Origin of the sequence: Natribacillus halophilus (assembly GCF_900100185.1) — a bacterium.
GTDB lineage: Bacteria > Bacillota > Bacilli > Bacillales > Marinococcaceae > Natribacillus > Natribacillus halophilus.
On the sequence record NZ_FNEN01000001.1, the window covers coordinates 262,976 to 279,025 of the forward strand.

At 48.9% G+C, this 16,050-nt stretch carries 21 protein-coding genes; 5 read left to right on the forward strand and 16 right to left on the reverse strand.

What is annotated here, in order from left to right; genetic code table 11:
• Positions 1-8: 8 nt before the first annotated feature.
• From spoIIIAG to BLS58_RS01335, 10 genes are all read right to left on the reverse strand, one after another.
• Positions 9-662 carry a stage III sporulation protein AG gene (gene spoIIIAG, locus BLS58_RS01290; protein ID WP_090395740.1) on the reverse strand — a complete coding sequence of 218 codons (654 nt, stop codon included), beginning with the start codon at positions 660-662 and terminating at the stop codon, positions 9-11.
• A complete protein-coding gene (gene spoIIIAF / locus BLS58_RS01295) occupies positions 655-1,266 on the reverse strand; it encodes a stage III sporulation protein AF (RefSeq protein ID WP_342705372.1) in 612 nt (203 codons plus the stop codon). Before spoIIIAF ends, spoIIIAG begins: the two co-directional genes overlap by 8 nt.
• Before the next feature lie 6 nt (positions 1,267-1,272).
• Positions 1,273-2,511, reverse strand: coding sequence for a stage III sporulation protein AE (gene spoIIIAE, locus BLS58_RS01300; protein ID WP_090395742.1), 1,239 nt, complete (start codon positions 2,509-2,511; stop codon positions 1,273-1,275).
• 14 nt (positions 2,512-2,525) lie between these two features.
• Positions 2,526-2,921 (reverse strand): stage III sporulation protein AD, encoded by a 396-nt coding sequence (gene spoIIIAD, locus BLS58_RS01305; protein WP_090395743.1) that lies wholly within the window; start codon positions 2,919-2,921, stop codon positions 2,526-2,528.
• Positions 2,922-2,925: 4 nt separating this feature from the next.
• Positions 2,926-3,132 carry a stage III sporulation protein AC gene (gene spoIIIAC / locus BLS58_RS01310; protein ID WP_090395744.1) on the reverse strand — a complete coding sequence of 69 codons (207 nt, stop codon included), beginning with the start codon at positions 3,130-3,132 and terminating at the stop codon, positions 2,926-2,928.
• Positions 3,133-3,172: 40 nt separating this feature from the next.
• Positions 3,173-3,685 carry a stage III sporulation protein SpoIIIAB gene (spoIIIAB, locus tag BLS58_RS01315; protein ID WP_176764541.1) on the reverse strand — a complete coding sequence of 171 codons (513 nt, stop codon included), beginning with the start codon at positions 3,683-3,685 and terminating at the stop codon, positions 3,173-3,175.
• Entirely contained in the window at positions 3,682-4,608 is a 927-nt protein-coding gene (gene spoIIIAA, locus BLS58_RS01320; protein ID WP_090395746.1) for a stage III sporulation protein AA, read from the reverse strand. Before spoIIIAA ends, spoIIIAB begins: the two co-directional genes overlap by 4 nt.
• Before the next feature lie 660 nt (positions 4,609-5,268).
• Positions 5,269-5,829 (reverse strand): elongation factor P, encoded by a 561-nt coding sequence (gene efp, locus BLS58_RS01325; RefSeq protein WP_090395747.1) that lies wholly within the window; start codon positions 5,827-5,829, stop codon positions 5,269-5,271.
• A gap of 12 nt (positions 5,830-5,841) precedes the next feature.
• Positions 5,842-6,912 (reverse strand): M24 family metallopeptidase, encoded by a 1,071-nt coding sequence (locus BLS58_RS01330; RefSeq protein WP_090395748.1) that lies wholly within the window; start codon positions 6,910-6,912, stop codon positions 5,842-5,844.
• Positions 6,913-6,992: 80 nt separating this feature from the next.
• Positions 6,993-7,472 carry a YqhR family membrane protein gene (locus BLS58_RS01335; protein WP_090395749.1) on the reverse strand — a complete coding sequence of 160 codons (480 nt, stop codon included), beginning with the start codon at positions 7,470-7,472 and terminating at the stop codon, positions 6,993-6,995.
• Between the two features lie 135 nt (positions 7,473-7,607).
• Here BLS58_RS01335 and BLS58_RS01340 point away from each other — a divergent pair, with 135 nt between their 5' ends.
• Positions 7,608-8,561 carry a DUF1385 domain-containing protein gene (locus tag BLS58_RS01340; RefSeq protein ID WP_090395750.1) on the forward strand — a complete coding sequence of 318 codons (954 nt, stop codon included), beginning with the start codon at positions 7,608-7,610 and terminating at the stop codon, positions 8,559-8,561.
• Positions 8,562-8,605: 44 nt separating this feature from the next.
• Entirely contained in the window at positions 8,606-8,917 is a 312-nt protein-coding gene (locus BLS58_RS01345) for an SA1362 family protein (RefSeq protein ID WP_090395751.1), read from the forward strand.
• A gap of 9 nt (positions 8,918-8,926) precedes the next feature.
• On the opposite strand, the gene BLS58_RS01350 is transcribed toward BLS58_RS01345, so the two are convergent.
• From BLS58_RS01350 to BLS58_RS01360, 3 genes are all read right to left on the reverse strand, one after another.
• On the reverse strand, positions 8,927-9,811 hold the full coding sequence (locus BLS58_RS01350) for a patatin-like phospholipase family protein (protein ID WP_090395752.1): 885 nt from the start codon (positions 9,809-9,811) through the stop codon (positions 8,927-8,929).
• 142 nt (positions 9,812-9,953) lie between these two features.
• On the reverse strand, positions 9,954-10,439 hold the full coding sequence (locus tag BLS58_RS01355; protein ID WP_245723016.1) for a spore coat protein: 486 nt from the start codon (positions 10,437-10,439) through the stop codon (positions 9,954-9,956).
• A 101-nt stretch (positions 10,440-10,540) separates the two neighbouring features.
• A complete protein-coding gene (locus tag BLS58_RS01360; protein ID WP_090395753.1) occupies positions 10,541-10,753 on the reverse strand; it encodes a hypothetical protein in 213 nt (70 codons plus the stop codon).
• 184 nt (positions 10,754-10,937) lie between these two features.
• Between BLS58_RS01360 and ytvI the strand changes: the two genes are divergently transcribed.
• Complete coding sequence (gene ytvI, locus BLS58_RS01365) at positions 10,938-12,026, forward strand: sporulation integral membrane protein YtvI (protein WP_090395754.1); 1,089 nt, start codon at positions 10,938-10,940, stop codon at positions 12,024-12,026.
• Between the two features lie 14 nt (positions 12,027-12,040).
• Here ytvI and mntR read toward each other — a convergent pair whose 3' ends face one another.
• Complete coding sequence (gene mntR, locus BLS58_RS01370) at positions 12,041-12,460, reverse strand: transcriptional regulator MntR (protein ID WP_090395755.1); 420 nt, start codon at positions 12,458-12,460, stop codon at positions 12,041-12,043.
• Positions 12,461-12,649: 189 nt separating this feature from the next.
• On the opposite strand from mntR, the gene dat reads away from it, so the two are divergent.
• Entirely contained in the window at positions 12,650-13,504 is an 855-nt protein-coding gene (dat, locus tag BLS58_RS01375; protein ID WP_090395756.1) for a D-amino-acid transaminase, read from the forward strand.
• Positions 13,505-13,535: 31 nt separating this feature from the next.
• On the opposite strand, the gene BLS58_RS01380 is transcribed toward dat, so the two are convergent.
• Positions 13,536-14,372, reverse strand: a complete 837-nt coding sequence (locus BLS58_RS01380) for a lipoate--protein ligase family protein (protein ID WP_090395757.1) — start codon at positions 14,370-14,372, stop codon at positions 13,536-13,538.
• A gap of 136 nt (positions 14,373-14,508) precedes the next feature.
• Here BLS58_RS01380 and BLS58_RS01385 point away from each other — a divergent pair, with 136 nt between their 5' ends.
• Complete coding sequence (locus tag BLS58_RS01385; protein WP_090395758.1) at positions 14,509-14,910, forward strand: rhodanese-like domain-containing protein; 402 nt, start codon at positions 14,509-14,511, stop codon at positions 14,908-14,910.
• Between the two features lie 40 nt (positions 14,911-14,950).
• Here BLS58_RS01385 and BLS58_RS01390 read toward each other — a convergent pair whose 3' ends face one another.
• The gene (locus BLS58_RS01390) at positions 14,951-15,919 is read right to left on the reverse strand and encodes a S8 family peptidase (protein WP_090395759.1); all 969 of its coding nucleotides are present in this window, start codon (positions 15,917-15,919) and stop codon (positions 14,951-14,953) included.
• Positions 15,920-16,050 lie beyond the last annotated feature (131 nt).

Genomic DNA, 16,050 nt, shown 5'->3' on the forward strand with positions numbered 1-16,050 from the left:
TTTCCTTACTATTTAGGCACGACCGATACACGGTGGGCTTCGACATCAAGCGTACGGGTAACAGCTTCGATGACAGATTCCTTGAGATCGAGTTGATCCACGCCATCGGCAACGACGAGAACGCCGGAGACTTCAGGCCTTTCCGTTCGAATCAGCAAGGGCTCTTCGCTATCTCCTTCCGGTACGAGTACAATTTCTTCTTCCTCTGTTTCTTCCTCAAGCGTGCGATCCCCGCCTTCCGTATCAGTCTCGTCTGTTGTTTGTTGGCGATGCGAGGTATCTTTTTCGTATACTTTGCTTTCTGATGCCTCCAGATTGACTACGATTTCAACGCCTGAAAGACCGCTCATCGATTCGAGGGCGCCTTCCAGTTCGCTGGCATACGCTCGTTCAAGTTCGCCAATCTCCCCGGAAGAACGCTGCTCGCCGGCATCATTGCTGTCATCATCATCGTCATCATTATTGAGAAACACCGATTCTTCCTGACCATCATCCACCCCCGGCGAGGAAACGTCTGATGGCTCGTCATCATCGCCACCGGTCGTACCGACAAACATAAGGAATATGCCAACGAGGAGCAATCCACCGAGATAATACCAGCGAAATTTGCGGGAACCATCACCAGACGGCAACCATTTGGAAAACGGCGGTTTTTCACTCATTCAACCCATCCTCCTCAAAGCTGACGTCAATACTGCCTTCCTCGATCTCCCATACTTCAGCAAGACGCGCGCCCACCTCCTCGGTATTACTATCCTGAACGGTCTGTGTGGAATCGGGCTCACTCGTGCTGTCAGTGGAAACTTCTTCGACCGGCTGGACGGAAACGGCCTCCGCTTCCTGCTCGTCTATTTCCGCGACAACGACAGCCACTTCCAGCTCGGGTTGAGCGGTAACAGAAATCTCCCGCAAGCTTAGATCAAAATCCTCTTCCAGCACATTTTCCGCTTCACTGCCCAGACGAGCAGCTACTTGTTCTGAAATATATGCATCATGACTGGCTTGTATTTCACTTTTCTTTTGATCAATCGCAATTTCCATTTCATCGACACCTTCCGTCACCTGAAAATCCTCCCAATCGAACCACGTGGTCGGATCTTGATTCAATAGATCGAAGATCGGCTGCAAGATGAGGATCATCATAATTAAGCCAAGAATCAAATCGGCATACCGCTTCATCGTCGATGTCGGCAATAACAACTCAAGAATGACCGCGATCAGCAAAAAGATCATCAACGTCAAAATCCATTCATTAAAATAGGCGATTGTCCCTCACCTCACCATTAACGCTAAATTGCCGGACGTGATAATGACCGTGATCGCGAGAAAAAACATCAGGCTTACGACAGCGACAGCGGCGAATATAAACAACACCGTCTTGGCGAATATACTGAGACAGTCTCCGAGGGGGCCTCCCCCGAGCGGCTGCATAACGGCCGCGGACATCTGGAAAATCACCGCGAGGGCAAGAATTTTGAGTGCCGGAAAAGCGATGATGATAAAAAGGATCGCGAGTCCGGCCACACCAACCGTATTTTTCAACAGAAGCGAAGCGCCGATCACCGTATCGGTGGCATCTGTGAACATCCGTCCGACGACGGGGACGAAGTTGCCGGCGATATATTTGGCCGTCCGCACGGTAACGCCATCGGTGACGGCAGCCGTCGCTCCCTGAACCGAAATCGCGGCCAGAAAAACGGTGAGGAACGCGCCCAGGACAGCCATGGCGACATTGCGAATCAGTGTGGCGAGTTTGGATAATTGAAATTTTTCACTCATCGTACTGATCACATGTAAAAGCGCGGAAACGAATATCAGCGGCAATACGAGACGCTCGATCAACAAACCGCTCGTATTCACGAGCACGATGATCAACGGATGGAACAACGCGGCCGATGAGGCGGCACCTGTCATGGCAAGGAGAGCAAGCAACATCGGCAAGAGAGCAATCAGGAAATTCACCATGCTCTCGACGGCCTCCTGCGCGTAAGACATGGCGACATAGAAACTGTTCATCGCGATGATGATAAGCACCGTGAATGTGACGCTATAGGCGATTTTACTGACGGCGGCGTGTTCAAACGCGTTTTGTAGCGCCCGCAGCACCATCGTAAAGACGGTGAGCAAGAGCAGCGTACCGAGCAGCGTCACATTAGCCGTAATCTCGTTCAGCAGAAAACGAAGAAATGCTTGTCCCCAATCGGCGGGGTTAAACTGGCGTTCCCCCTGGAGAAAATCACTCAAATCCCCGCGTTGGCTTTCCGGTAAAAACGATTCGTATTCGTTTTGCAGATCATCCCAAAACGTTTCGATCTCCGTAAGACCGAGCCTGTCCATCTGTTCATCCATTTGCTCATCGAGCATGTCTTCAGCAGAAGGTAGAGCTTCCGTATCTTCCTCTTCGATGGGCAGCACCGGGCCCGATTCAGCATCTTCATCTTCAGCTGACACGATAAAAGGAACGCTTATCAAGATGACGACCGCGACCAAAGCTGCCCACTGCTTTTTCATATTGACCCACTCTTTCAGCCTGGAATCAAGGAAATGACCGTTTCGATTAAAACGTTGAAGATGGGCAGAGCCATCACAACGATCAATACTTTCCCGGCTAGCTCGATTTTTTGTGCGATCGCCCCTTCATCTGCATCCCTGGCGATTTGGGCACCGAATTCGGCAATATAGGCAATCCCGATAATCTTCAGCATCGTCTCCAGATAAATCATGTTAATATTTGCTTGATTGGCCAACGTTTCAATGAGTTGAAAAGCGATGACAATATGATCAAGCAAAAACAGAAAAATCATCGCACCGACGAATAACGTCAAAAGAAAAGCATAGGCCGGCTTTTGTTCCTTGACGATCATTGACAGAAAGGCAGCAACGAGACCAAAACCAACGATTTGAATCATGTCCAGCGACATTGGACTACCCTATGAAAAGAAAAATGCTGCGAATTCTCTGGAAAAGATCATCGACGATGGTAGCGACCATATAAAGGATGACGACAAACCCGATCAAGGTGACCCACTGCGCCCAATCCTCTTTACCCATCTGTTTCAAGACGGTGTGTATCATGGCTACGACAATCCCGATTCCTGCGATTTGAAATATCGTATCGACATCATATCCCACCGCATTTCCCCCCTTCAAAGCGCCCAATGATCGTTCGTTTCTATATCATAACGATGATGGCGAGTAAACCGCCGAGAAACCCCAGCGATTTCGCCATTTTTTCATATTTTCGTTGCTCTTCAATCGCTTCATACTCTTCGGTGCGCAAATGCGCCAGCGTCAGTTGAATATATTTTTGCTGTTCCTCACGTCCGTGCTGACCGAGCGTTTGCCCGAACTGCAGGAGAACTTCTTTTTCCTTATGCCGTAAGGCGGTCTCCGACCAGTGCGCGTCGATGCTCTGTTCCCAGGCTTTTTCGCTGTCGATACTTTCATTTTCCAAATGGTAAGCAAAAGTAGAAAAAATGCGGGAAAGCGGTTCGCTGAGTGTCTGTTCCAATTTTCGGGATACGACGGGAAGCGGCGTATGTCCATACATCACTTCTGCTTCCAGCATTTGCAAGGCGGTCGTCAACTGTCGAATTTGCCTTGACCGCCCCGAGAGACGCCGCGACCATTCAAAGCCGACCGCTGTCAGGGAAACGAGAATGAAGACGGCGCCGAGCCAGCTCACGTTTTCACCTTCCCCGGCACGATAAGCTCTCCCTGTTTCGTTTCGTTCAAGAGGAGCAAGCGGTCGAAAAGCGGGCGCCCCGACGCTGTCCATAACAACTGCCGCTCTTCCATGTCTGCGATCGAGCGTCCATGCGCACTGCATATCACCGATACGCCGGCATTCATGGCTTCCCGTAAGGCCGTCTTGTCGTCTTCATGTCCGATTTCATCGACGATAAGAAGATCGGGACTCATCGCTCTTACGAGCATCATCATCCCTTCCGCTTTCGGACAACGGTCGAGCACATCGGTGCGAGGGCCAAGGTCATGTTGCGGCACCCCTTCAAAGGCAGCTGCAATTTCCGAGCGTTCATCGGCGATCGCCACTTTGCGCGAAGGAATGCGTTTTGACGTCTGCCCGTAACTGGCCGTCCGCGCAATATCCCTTAATAGAGTCGTTTTCCCCGATTGCGGAGGACCTATGATTAATACGTTACGCCATTGTTTTTTAAACAATTCCGTCAGATAACGATCAGCCACCCCGTTCAGCTGCTGGGCAATGCGAATATTGAAAGAACGCACATGTTTGAGCGTCTTCACTTTCCCTTGTTCAACGATCGTCTCACCGCCGAGCCCTACGCGATGACCGCCCGCTAACGTAAGGAAACCGTTACGTAGCTCTTCTTCAAAAGCATAGACTGAATGCTGGCTTAATTGGTTCATGACAAAGGCCGCATCATTTTTTGTGAGCGTATCGGTCTTCATAAAATAATGCTCATGTTTGGAGATGACCTCGGGTGGACGATGGACGCGCAGGCGGATCTCTTCCAGGTTTTTCGTTTGCAAAACGGCGCGAATATCCGCTTTGAATCGTTCGGGAAGGAGCGCAACAATCGTCTTTTCTGAAATAACGGTCCTTTCCTTAAGCTGTGTATTCGTCATGAAGCATCAGCCCCAATTCTGTGATGACGTGGACAATGACACGGGCAGTCGATAGTCGCCGGTCCAGGCAGGAATCTTGCCATAAAGCTTGCTTGTACAATGTATGAATCCACTCGGATATTAGAACCTTGCGGCTGGATGTTTCATCGCCGATCAGCAATGTCTGTACATTTTATGCACTACGGGTGCGCGAGATGATGCTTTTGGGAAGTGATGGCGGATGGTGTGTTGGAAAATTACAAGCGAATCGCATAAGGCGTTAAAGGATTCATACACCAACGGCCAACGTTGACGACCTAACGGCTTCTGTTATTGCGTGTTAGGGCTTCATAACCCAACGTTGACGACCTAACGGCTTCGGGTCTAGCGCGTTAGGGCTTCAACAACCTACATTGGCGACCTAACGGCTTCGGGTCTAGCGCGTTAGGGCTCCAACAACCAACATTGGCGACCTAACGGCTTCGGCTCTAGCGCGTTAGGGCTTCAACAACCTACATTGGCGATCTAACGACTCTCGCCTTAGCGCGTTAGGGCATCAAGTTGAAAAATGTCCGAAGTTTGGTCTGACTTATACTTAAGAGCAGTGGTCAATGAAAAATACGGTACGTGAAATTTTAATCTCGCAGTCATTAAAAAGAGCCCCTGCTCGAGGGGCCCCTGCTATTGTGCTCTTTGTGTATATTCCCCTTTGCGGGTGTCGATGACGAGGACTTCTCCTTCCTCGATAAATAACGGCACTTGCACCGTGTATCCTGTCTCGAGTTTCGCCGGTTTCGAACCCCCGGATGCCGTGTTCCCTTTAAGACCGGGTTCTGTTTCGATGACGGTCAACTCTACGTTATTCGGCAATTCAATGCCAATCGTTTCATTTCCGTAAGAAATGATTTGCACTTCCATGTTTTCCTTTAAAAAATTAAGCTCGTACTTGAGTTGCTCGCTCGTCAATTCGATTTGATCGAACGTCTCCATATCCATAAAAGCGTGGGAGTCTCCGTCCGCGTATAAATATTGCATGCGATTTTTTTCAATATGAGCCCGGTTCACCTTTTCACCGGCGCGAAACGTTTTTTCCTGAATGTTTCCCGTACGCAGGCTTCTCAGCTTCGAGCGAACGAAGGCCGCTCCTTTGCCGGGTTTGACATGTTGAAAATCAACGACCGTCCAAATGTCACCATCGGTCTCGATCGTTAAGCCTGTGCGAAAATCGTTCACAGAGACCATGGTATCCCTCCTTTATGCTTCGATTATTTTCAACGTCTTATCCGAGGTCGTAAGGCGTTCATTACCCTCTTCGGTAATGACGATATCGTCTTCGATCCGTACGCCGCCTTTACCCGGAAGATAAATACCCGGTTCAACGGTGACGACCATATCCGGTTCCAGTTGTAGATTTCCTTTCATGGACAGCCGGGGTTCTTCGTGAACGTCCATACCCAGGCCATGGCCAAGCCCGTGGCCGAAATATCCTTCATATCCTTCCGCGTAAATCAATTCTCGCGCGATGGCATCCGCTTCGATGCCGGTCATCCCGGCTTTAATCTTCTCCACACTTTTAAGCTGGGCCTGTAAAACCGTATCATAGACGTCGCGCAGTTCATCGCTGACTTCCCCAACCGCGACGGTACGGGTGATATCGGAACAATAGCCGTCATAATAAGCGCCGAAATCCATCGTAATCAGATCGCCTTTTTCGACCTGTTTGTCGCTGGCGACACCGTGCGGGCGTGCGCCGCGCTCTCCGGATGCAACAATGATATCAAACGATGACGATTCGGCACCTTGCTCACGCATAAAAAATTCAAGTTCATTGGCGATATCACGTTCACGGATCCCGGCCCTTATGTAGGTGACGATATGTTCAAAAGCAGCGTCGGCGATCCCTGCCGCTTTTTTCATCGTTTTCAGCTCATCCTGGCTTTTAAACATGCGAGGGTTTTCAACAATGCCGGCAACGGGGACGAGCTCCGCCGAAAACGCCTGATTGTATAGCTCGTATTTTTCATAACTCGTATACGCTTTTTCAAAACCCAGATACTGAACGCTCTCTTTCTCGAGCAGTTTTTGTATTTCTTCACTCATCGCGCCGTTTTCGTGCTGGACGATATCGAAATCTGCAGATTGACTTTTCGCTTGTTCAACGTATCGAAAGTCGGTAATCAAAAAAGCATCATTGGCTGTGAGTAGCACCGCTCCAGCCGTGCCCGTGAACCGGGAAAGATACCTGCGATTCGTCGGACTATCAACGAGAAGGGCATCGATGCCTGCCTGTTCAAATTGCGTACGCACAACTTCGAGACGATTCATGATTTTTCCTCCTTTACTAACCGTTACAGGTCAACATCCTCCATTCTAGCACAATTGTCCCCTTCCCGCGATGGATTTTTTCAGCCTCTTTTCTCGAATTGCAGCAACTCATATTCATAGGAAATGGAATACCCGATAAAGACGCCATACATAATAAACAGACATAACGTCGTGACGATGGTCATGCCTTCCATATCAAAGAGGGGATCCAATTCAACGAACAATGGATTGGCTACAAAAAAAACAAGACCCCATAATACGGCTCCGAATAAAAGGCCCATCCACATGCCTCGGACACGGACAAGCACAAACCGATACAAAAAAGCGACCCCGATGGACAAGACGGTTATGATACCGACAGCCGTCCATTGCCCCACCATTTGCTCCGTCCAGTCGCCAAGGGCCCAGGCCATCCAAATCAGGGCAGGACCGACATCCGTAAAATTAAAAAAGTACGCCACGTACCAGATACAACTCCATATTAAACCGCCGAAAACACCTGTAAGTAACACCTTTACGGCAAACGGCATCCCTTTCGGTTCTTTATGTTTTCTGTTCATCGTCATCACCTCGCTTTCTAGTATGAACATTCAGCGCGTGTATCATGCTGAATTTTATTTTTGCGAAAGGATGGAGCTTAAGCGCTCCTTCATGTAGAATGGGAAGGGATTCAAAAAGACAGGCTGGTGACAGCAATGAGCGATCAACAACAAAAACCCGCGTATGGCGGACAAGCCCTTATCGAAGGCGTGATGTTCGCGGGGAAGCGGATCACCGTTTCCGCCATCCGCAGAAAAAATAATGCGATCGAATATTACGAAGAACGTAAAGTCGCACGTCCCGTGCTGCAAAAGCTTAAAAAAATACCCTTTGTGCGGGGTACCGTCGCCTTGATCGAAGCGGCGATGGTCGGCAACAAACATCTCAATTACGCCTCCGACCGCTATGATGTGCACCCCGATGACGATGGGGAGATCGAATCAGCGGAAAAAACATCAAAGATGACGATGATTTTCGGTGTGGCCGCTGTGGGCGTCTTTGCCTTTCTGTTCGGCAATATTCTTTTTACTGCCATCCCTGTGTTTATCGCCGATTTGTTCTCGCCCATTTTCCCGGGCCACGTTGCCCAAAACTTGCTCGAAGGGTTCTTCAAATTTCTGATTCTCATCGGTTACATTTATTTAATCTCGTTACTGCCGCTCATTAAACGCGTTTTCCAATATCACGGAGCCGAACACAAGGTGATTAACACGTATGAAGCAGGCAAGCCGTTAACCGTTGAAAATGTGCAAAGCTATTCCCGCCTCCATTACCGGTGCGGCAGTAGCTTCATGCTTTTCACCGTCATCATCGGGGTGATGATTTATCTGCTCATTCCTTTTGATAACGTCATCGAACGGGTCGTCCACCGACTCCTCCTCATTCCCGTCGTGTTGGGCGTTTCCTATGAAGTGTTGCAGGGAACGAATAAACTGAGAAACATTCCCATCCTCAATTGGTTGGGATTACCCGGCTTGTGGCTGCAGCTGTTGACGACGAAACAGCCCAAAGATGATCAAGTTGAAGTGTCCATTTCCTCGTTTGAAAAAATGCTTGAACGCGAAAAAACCCTTGAAGATGAAGAAAAAGTCGGCGGCCGCTTCGTCTGACTTCCGGCTTCCGACATCTGACATCCGGAAAAGGAGGTATACGTATGTCAAATCTTGTCCGGCACCCGGTGATCGGCGTGATTCTGGGATTGGCGGCGCTCGGCCTCATCTATCGGTTATGGACGAATCCGAGCGCGCTCTTTCTCACCCTCATGATTACCGCGCTGTTCGCCGTCGGTCTGTACTTCTTATTGACACGCGTCGTGCTGCCAAGGCGGAGCGGCGGCATGGACAGCAACTATCGTAAAGCCCTGAAACAAAGCAAAGCACGCCAAAAACAGCAAGAGGCGGCAAAACAAAGACGCCGCAAGAAAAAAAGCCATCTGAAAGTGATCGACGGCCAAAGGAAAAAATAAGTTTTTCTGCTAACCGCTCCAGCTTTTTAAATACTCTATCGTTGATTCCCGTCCCAGACGCGCCAACCGGCGGCGATCTTCTTTTGTCAAGGAAAAGGAGGTTGTTTTTATCTTATCCACAGGAATATAAACGACGTTCTCCTGCTTATGTTCCTCAACATAACGGGCATCATGCCCTTTTTGCATCGTTTCAAAAACGGCGCTGTAAAGATCCAGGGCATTCGTGATCTCATTTCGCATGTCATCAGGTTCGGGATTGAGTTGAAACCCGAGTAACGGACGCTTCGCGTTTTCTTCCTTTCGAAACAACCACATGGGGAAATTGCTTAAAATCCCGCCATCAACGATGCGCGCGCCCTCCCCCTTTTTATCGAACAGTTTAGCCGGTTGAAAAAAATACGGCAAACTGCAGCTCATCCTAACGGCACGTGCAACCGGAAATGTCTCCGGGATAATCCCATACCGGTGCAGATCATCAGGAAGCACGATCATCTGCCCGCGGGTTAAATCGGCAGCGATAATCCGCAGGGCTTGCGAGGGTAAGTCACTAAATGTACGAACCCCTTTAGCGGCCAGTCTTTCCCCTATCCATTCTTCCAGACGGTCTCCTTTGTAAAGACCCAACCCCCAATAAACGCCGAGCCATTTCAGCAATGACGGCAAATGACGCGTCCAGGGGGTGGGATCGAGTAAAGTCTCCGGATTCAATTCTTCCATGACCTCATTTAATTCATTACTTTTATAGTCGGCGGCCACGAGAGACGCCATTAATGCTCCCGCGCTCGTTCCCGCGACACGCTTGAAACGATAATGACGCTTTTCCAATTCTTCAAGGGCGCCGATAAAGGCAAAGGCTTTGACCCCCCCGCCCGCGAATACGCCGTCCAGCAACACGTTGAATCACCCTTTCTCTCCATCACTACCATATGCAGGTGCCCGAAGGTTGCGTGTTGTCCAGTGCAAAAAAGCTATGCCAAACGCTTTGGCATAGCTTTTTTGTGAAAAGATGTTCCATGCGGGCCTTTACCTGCATAGTCTAGAGAATATCCAGGGTGATGACGAGGGCGATCAGTATTTGCAGCAACAGTTGAATATTTATGGCTGCTTGCACGTCTGTGGCTGTGACATTGACATCACGGGAATTTTCAATAATCGTTTTCTGACTCGTTCTCTGTTTGATTTTCGATGTTTGCATCAATTCCTGTGTGACTTCTTCCGCGTCATCCGACCCTGCGAGTGAGATACGGACGACGAGGACGATGGCGGCCTGTAAGGCGGCTTGCAAGTTGATGGCCGCTTGCACGTCGGTCGTTGTGACATTGACATCGCAGGAGTCCCTGATCAGCATGAAATCTTCTGAAACCTGGACCTCTTTATTCTCTTGTGTGCCCTCCTGGGTAATGTCATCGTCCGTATCGCACACCATCGCATGTTTGCTCCTGTCATCCAGCGCGCTCCATTTCGGTTTTTCCCTTGTATCATAGCAAGCGCGATTTCGGTTTTCACCTAAATGCATTGACATATGATTTTCCCTCCTTTTTCCGTTTCTCCTACAACATATGACATTTATCCGTCATGTGCGTGGACAGATTGCCATAATGAATTCGTTTGATTTTCGTTTGCCTATGATTCGTTTTCTTCATCTTCACTTGATTCCTCATCGGTAACGGTTGTCGTTTGATTATCAAGAAAATCGTTCACTTCTGTCTGAATATTTTCAACGACCTCACGGATACGATCTTTTTCCTCCTGGGAAATATCAACCGTATCTTTGGTTACATTATGCTTTGCCAGGACGCGCTCGACCATGACATTCATAAGCTTTTGCATATCCACAAAGAATCCCCCCAATCAAATGAGTTTCCCAACACTATATGTGAGTGCCCGACGATTCGTATGGGGAGATGTGGGGGAAAAATGGAAAATAGGTTAATGCCGCTCATTTGCACATTGACTTGAAAAATGCTTTATAATGAGAAGCAGTTGAATTTTCCACGCCGTGAAGTACAGGAGGTTGTCATTGTTAAACAAAACGCTCGTTAAACGGATAATCATTATCTTCGCGCTCATTCTCACAGGGATCATCGTTTATTTTAACTTCGCGGCCCTTATGCCTGTTTTGCTCGCTCTGTTGACGGCGATGATCTTTGAACCTTTCGTCAAGTTTTTAATGAGAAAATGGAAGCTGAAAAAACGCTGGATCCCCGTTTCCACCGTTTTTGTTTTGTTTCTGATCGTGAGCAGCCTGCTTCTGTATGTGATGCTTACATATTTAATCGAAAGTTTGATTGACTGGTCACGGCAAATCCCGACATATGTGAACGAAATCGAACAGTTTGTCGATGAGCTCATCGTGGCCTTCGAACAATTCATCGCGCAATTTCCCCAGGCGGATCAGATCGTACAGGCTCTGGATAATTTGGCCGATAATGTGCTGAGTACCATTCTGAGCTGGTCCACGGATTTCGTTGCTTATTTATATGAATTCATCATGTCCGTCCCGAATATGCTCATCGTCGGTCTCGTTTATTTAATCACCTTATTTTTGTTCAGTCTGGATTTACCGAAGCTCATGAACAATTTCTTCAATATCTTTAAAAAAGAGACGAGTGATAAACTGCGGTATGTATTTCAGCGGATGGGAAAAGTTTTTGTCGGCTGGTGGAAAGCGCAATTTATTATGAGTCTGGGCATTTTCGTCCTTTGTTACCTGAGTCTGCTCTATATAGCACCCGGTCCGGCCTTGATCGTCTCCTTTCTCGTCTGGCTCGTAGATATCATACCTCTTTACGTCGGACCCGCCTTGATCCTCGTGCCCTGGGGTCTCGTCATGATGATCATCGGTGATATGACTATGGGCATTCAATTAAACGTTTTGGCCATCATCTTACTCATCATTCGCCGTATCGTAGAACCGAAAGTGCTCGGAGATTCTATCGGATTGCACGCATTGCCGACCATTCTTTCCATGTATTTCGGTTTCGTCTTTTTCGGCGTGCTCGGTTTAATCCTCGGTCCATTCGTGTATATGGCCTTCAAATCGGCCAAGGAATCCGGACTCTTTGATATTCAATGGAACGAAAAAGAAAAGCGAGACGAGCCTCAATAAGGCCGTCTCGCTTTCTAGGTTTCCGGGTTTTTATGATGTTCTTTCAATGCTGTAACGCGGCTCTCGTCTTCATGAAAATATTGAACGAGGTCGCCGATGCGATCGATGGCATCCCAGCTCAGATGATGCTCAATCCCTTCAACATCCCGATAAATATAAGTGTCATCGACACCGATAATATGTAAAAAATCTTCCAGCAATTCATGCCGGTAGACGAGGCGTTTGCCGATTTTATTTCCTTTTGCGGTGAGGACCAGCCCTCTATATTTCTCATAAACGAGGTAGCCGCTTTTATCGAGCTTCTGCACCATTTTCGTCACCGAAGACGGGTGGACATCCAGGGTGTCCGCGATGTCAGACACACGCGCATAACCTTTTTCCTCGATCAACTGATAAATGCATTCCAGATAATCTTCCATACTGGCCGTTGCCATTCTCTTCTCCCCCCTTCTGCCTGGCGGTGGCTACGATCACAATCATGCTCTTTATATTGTACATAAATCGTTGCCGGGCGACAACAAGGGGGTTGGTTTCAATAGCGCACCGTTCGCACAATAATCATAAAAAATGTTAAACTATGTAATGATGGATATCCAGCGTGTAAAGAGAAAGGGATGGTACCTATGGAAAAAGTCTTTTTTGGCAACAAAATCATCGACCGCGATGAAGCGTCGTTCTCATTTGATGACCGCAGTATGTATTTCGGGGATGGCGTCTATGAAGTCATCCGGGTATACGGAGGACATCCCTACAAGATGGAAAGGCATTTTCGGCGTCTGCAGAGAAGCGCTGATGAATTGGACATCCCTTATGCCGACGAAGAAAAGCAAGCGCTGGAAAAAGCTGTGTATGAATTAATCGCGGCCAATCAGCTTGACGAAGGCTTCGTCTACATGCAATTGTCCCGCGGTATCGCCGCACGCGATCACCTTTATGATCGACATACTGAACCGTTCTCTTTTGCTTTTACACAAGAAATGCAGACCCCCAAAAAACAACAAGCAGAGGGCATAGCCGTTTATTTAACCGAAGACATCCGCTGGTTGCGGTGTGATATCAAAACCGTCAACCTCCTCGGTAATGTGCTGGCCAAACGCCAGGCCGCCGATCATGATTGCGCAGAAGCGATCCAGCATCGGGGAGATACCGTCACAGAAGGATCTTCTACCAATTTGTTCATCGTCAAAAACAACCAGCTGCAAACCCATCCTGCGAACCACTTGATTTTAAATGGCATCACCCGCCAGCTCGTCATCGAGTTGGCGGAGGAATCAGGTTATACTGTTTCCTTCACACCTTTCACAACGGAGGCATTGCTCGAAGCGGATGAAGCCTTTATTACGAGCACCACGAATGAGATTACACCCGTAACGGAAGTGCGCGGAACAAAGCACGGGACGTTGGACATTGGTCCAGTCACCTCGAGGTTACAGGAAATGTTGCAGGCGGATATTGAGACAACACGGCACGGTCAATAAAGACATGGGGCTGCCCTTTTGGGGCAGCCCCTTATCGTCGGTACGTCCATTCTTCATTTTCATAGCGCGTCTTTGCCAAATCCTCGACTTCTTTTTCCTGTGCGGGCGTCAACGTGTAGGTGGATAGCTGAATGTCCAAGCCGCGTTCAAACCCTTCCGTAAAGGCCGCCCGCACGCGTGGCACCTCCAGTTTTTCAGCAGTGAGGTCATTCATGGGCACCGCTTTTTTCGCAAAAGCTGCTTGCATCCGCCTGCGCACCCGCTCGCTCGGATACTGAAACAGGTCAAAAAGCTGCTCGCTGTCCAGATCGATCATGAGCGCGCCATGTTGCAGAATCACCCCATTTTGCCGCGTCTGCGCACTGCCGGCAATTTTCCTGCCTTCGACGACGAGTTCATACCAGGAAGGAGCATCAAAGCAGACCGCCGAGCGTGGCTGTTTCAGCTCCTCCCTGGCGGATTCGGACGACGGAATAGAGAAGCGCGCATCCATACCCAGCGCCTTAAACCCTTCGAGTAAGCCTGTAGAAATCACGCGATAGGCTTCTGTGACCGTCGCGGGCATCTTCGGATGCTCTTCGGAGACAATAACGCTATACGTTAGTTCCTGATCATGCAAAACGCCCCTTCCGCCTGTCGGGCGTCTCACCAACCCCAGTTCATGACGCTTCACCGCCTCCAGATCGATTTCTTTATGTATTTTTTGAAAATATCCGAGGGAGAGTGTGGCGGGTTGCCATTCATAAAAACGAATCACCGGTGGGATGAGCCCTGAGCTGTGCCAATGCAGAAGCCTTTCATCCAAAGCCATATTATAGGCGGGAGAACACGCGCCTGAGTCAATGAGCAACCAAGTTTCTTTTTCCATCGATACATTCCTACCTTCCTGCTATATAGTTTACCAAACCTGGTCGCTGATAGAAATGATAACAATTTTGTTTTGCTTATCAGGGACTTATTTTTTATAATGTGGAGGGAATAGAAGAAGGGGGAGCGAAACACAGATGGATTTTCTCCAGATCTTATCAATTCTTCTTTGGGGTGGGCTGATTGGTTTTGCACTCGTCATGCTTATCCGCCGCCTGCGGACGCCTTCGTATCTTGTACCCCTCACCCAGGAAGAATTTATCAAGGGATATCGAAAAGCACAATTGATCGACGTGCGCGAGCCGAAAGAGTATAATGGCGGTCATATATGGGGGGCACGCAATATTCCATTGTCCCAATTAAAGCAGCGCCTCATTGAAGTCCGCAAAGACCAACAGGTCTACCTTTATGATAATTCAGGCTCACGAAGCCGCCAGGCCGCACGTATTCTCAAGAAAAAGAACGGCAATGATAATCTCCATTACCTAAAAAGCGGCTTCAAAAAATGGACCGGCAAAGTGAAAAAGAAGAAAAAATAAGCAAACGAGAAACCCTGGTCTATAGGGTTTCTCGTTTTTTCTATGAATCGCCGACACTTTCCGCATAACGCTCCGCGATCCTTTCTACGAGACCGAGGTCCAGGAGACCGTTCCCTTCTTCCCGTGTGGAATATCCAATCGGCACCGTACGCCGCAGCAACTGGGCATACACCTCCGCTTCCGACAAGTCCCTGTTGAATTCGTCTTCCATCACATTGATTAACAACGCGAGCCCTCCGGAAACATGAGGGGTGGACATGGACGTACCCGTTAATCTTGCATATCCCCCATCCAGATACGTGGACAGAATATTCACACCCGGGGCGACGAGATCAATCTCATCGTTCGTGTTGGTAAACGGCGTGATTTCCCTTTCAAAATTCACCGCCCCTACCGCGATGACTTCATTATAAGCCGCCGGGTAGGCGAATTGATCGGTATGTTCCTCGCCGTCTCCTTCGTTGCCGGCGGCACATACGACGGATACATCCTGTTGAACTGCGTATGCGATCGCTTCGTGAAGGGCGGGAATATCCTCCGGTCCGCCAAGCGACATCGTAATCACCCGGATCCGCTCGCCGTTGGGTCCTCGCCAATCCACAGCGTAACGAATCGCGTCGATGATCCATTCCATTTGCCCGCTGCCATCTCCGCTTAACGCTTTTAAAATAAAGAGGTCTGCTTCCGGAGCGGCTCCAACGACGCCATCGCCTGTTTCAGCTGCTGCAATCGTTCCAGCCACATGTGTGCCATGACCGTTGTTGTCCGAGAAATTGTTCTCGTCTCCATCGTAATCCGTCGTGAAATTCCTTCCACCCGTAATCCGAGGCTGCAAATCCGGATGCGTTGTTTCGCAGCCGGTGTCAATGACAGCGATCACTTTTCCAGTACCTCTATGGCCTGCTTCCCATAAAGCAGGCGCTTGCACTATGTCAATACCGCGAGGGACTTCCGACGACACTGTAAGCACTTCTTCCCGTTTAAATGGGATAAGGCGAACTCTTTTCATTTTTTCCCTCCTTTGGAAATTCAGAGTGTCATTCTATTTCCCTTTTTATCCAACGCCAAACTACAAATACATGAATAATCTGAAATTGATAACGAGGAACTAGTCCTCAAGTGGCATTCCACTCTGCACTC

Bases quoted from the DNA above. Each gene is read 5' to 3' on its own strand.
- BLS58_RS01390 (WP_090395759.1), bottom strand. From the start codon at position 15,919: ATGAAAAGAGTTCGCCTTATCCCATTTAAACGGGAAGAAGTGCTTACA.
- BLS58_RS01335 (WP_090395749.1), bottom strand. From the start codon at position 7,472: ATGAACAGAAAACATAAAGAACCGAAAGGGATGCCGTTTGCCGTAAAG.
- BLS58_RS01355 (WP_245723016.1), bottom strand. From the start codon at position 10,439: ATGTCAATGCATTTAGGTGAAAACCGAAATCGCGCTTGCTATGATACA.
- mntR (WP_090395755.1), bottom strand. From the start codon at position 12,460: ATGGCAACGGCCAGTATGGAAGATTATCTGGAATGCATTTATCAGTTG.
- dat (WP_090395756.1), top strand. From the start codon at position 12,650: ATGGAAAAAGTCTTTTTTGGCAACAAAATCATCGACCGCGATGAAGCG.
- efp (WP_090395747.1), bottom strand. From the start codon at position 5,829: ATGGTCTCTGTGAACGATTTTCGCACAGGCTTAACGATCGAGACCGAT.
- spoIIIAG (WP_090395740.1), bottom strand. From the start codon at position 662: ATGAGTGAAAAACCGCCGTTTTCCAAATGGTTGCCGTCTGGTGATGGT.
- BLS58_RS01330 (WP_090395748.1), bottom strand. From the start codon at position 6,912: ATGAATCGTCTCGAAGTTGTGCGTACGCAATTTGAACAGGCAGGCATC.
- BLS58_RS01385 (WP_090395758.1), top strand. From the start codon at position 14,509: ATGGATTTTCTCCAGATCTTATCAATTCTTCTTTGGGGTGGGCTGATT.
- BLS58_RS01380 (WP_090395757.1), bottom strand. From the start codon at position 14,372: ATGGAAAAAGAAACTTGGTTGCTCATTGACTCAGGCGCGTGTTCTCCC.
- spoIIIAA (WP_090395746.1), bottom strand. From the start codon at position 4,608: ATGACGAATACACAGCTTAAGGAAAGGACCGTTATTTCAGAAAAGACG.
- spoIIIAD (WP_090395743.1), bottom strand. From the start codon at position 2,921: ATGTCGCTGGACATGATTCAAATCGTTGGTTTTGGTCTCGTTGCTGCC.
- BLS58_RS01340 (WP_090395750.1), top strand. From the start codon at position 7,608: ATGAGCGATCAACAACAAAAACCCGCGTATGGCGGACAAGCCCTTATC.
- spoIIIAE (WP_090395742.1), bottom strand. From the start codon at position 2,511: ATGAAAAAGCAGTGGGCAGCTTTGGTCGCGGTCGTCATCTTGATAAGC.
- BLS58_RS01345 (WP_090395751.1), top strand. From the start codon at position 8,606: ATGTCAAATCTTGTCCGGCACCCGGTGATCGGCGTGATTCTGGGATTG.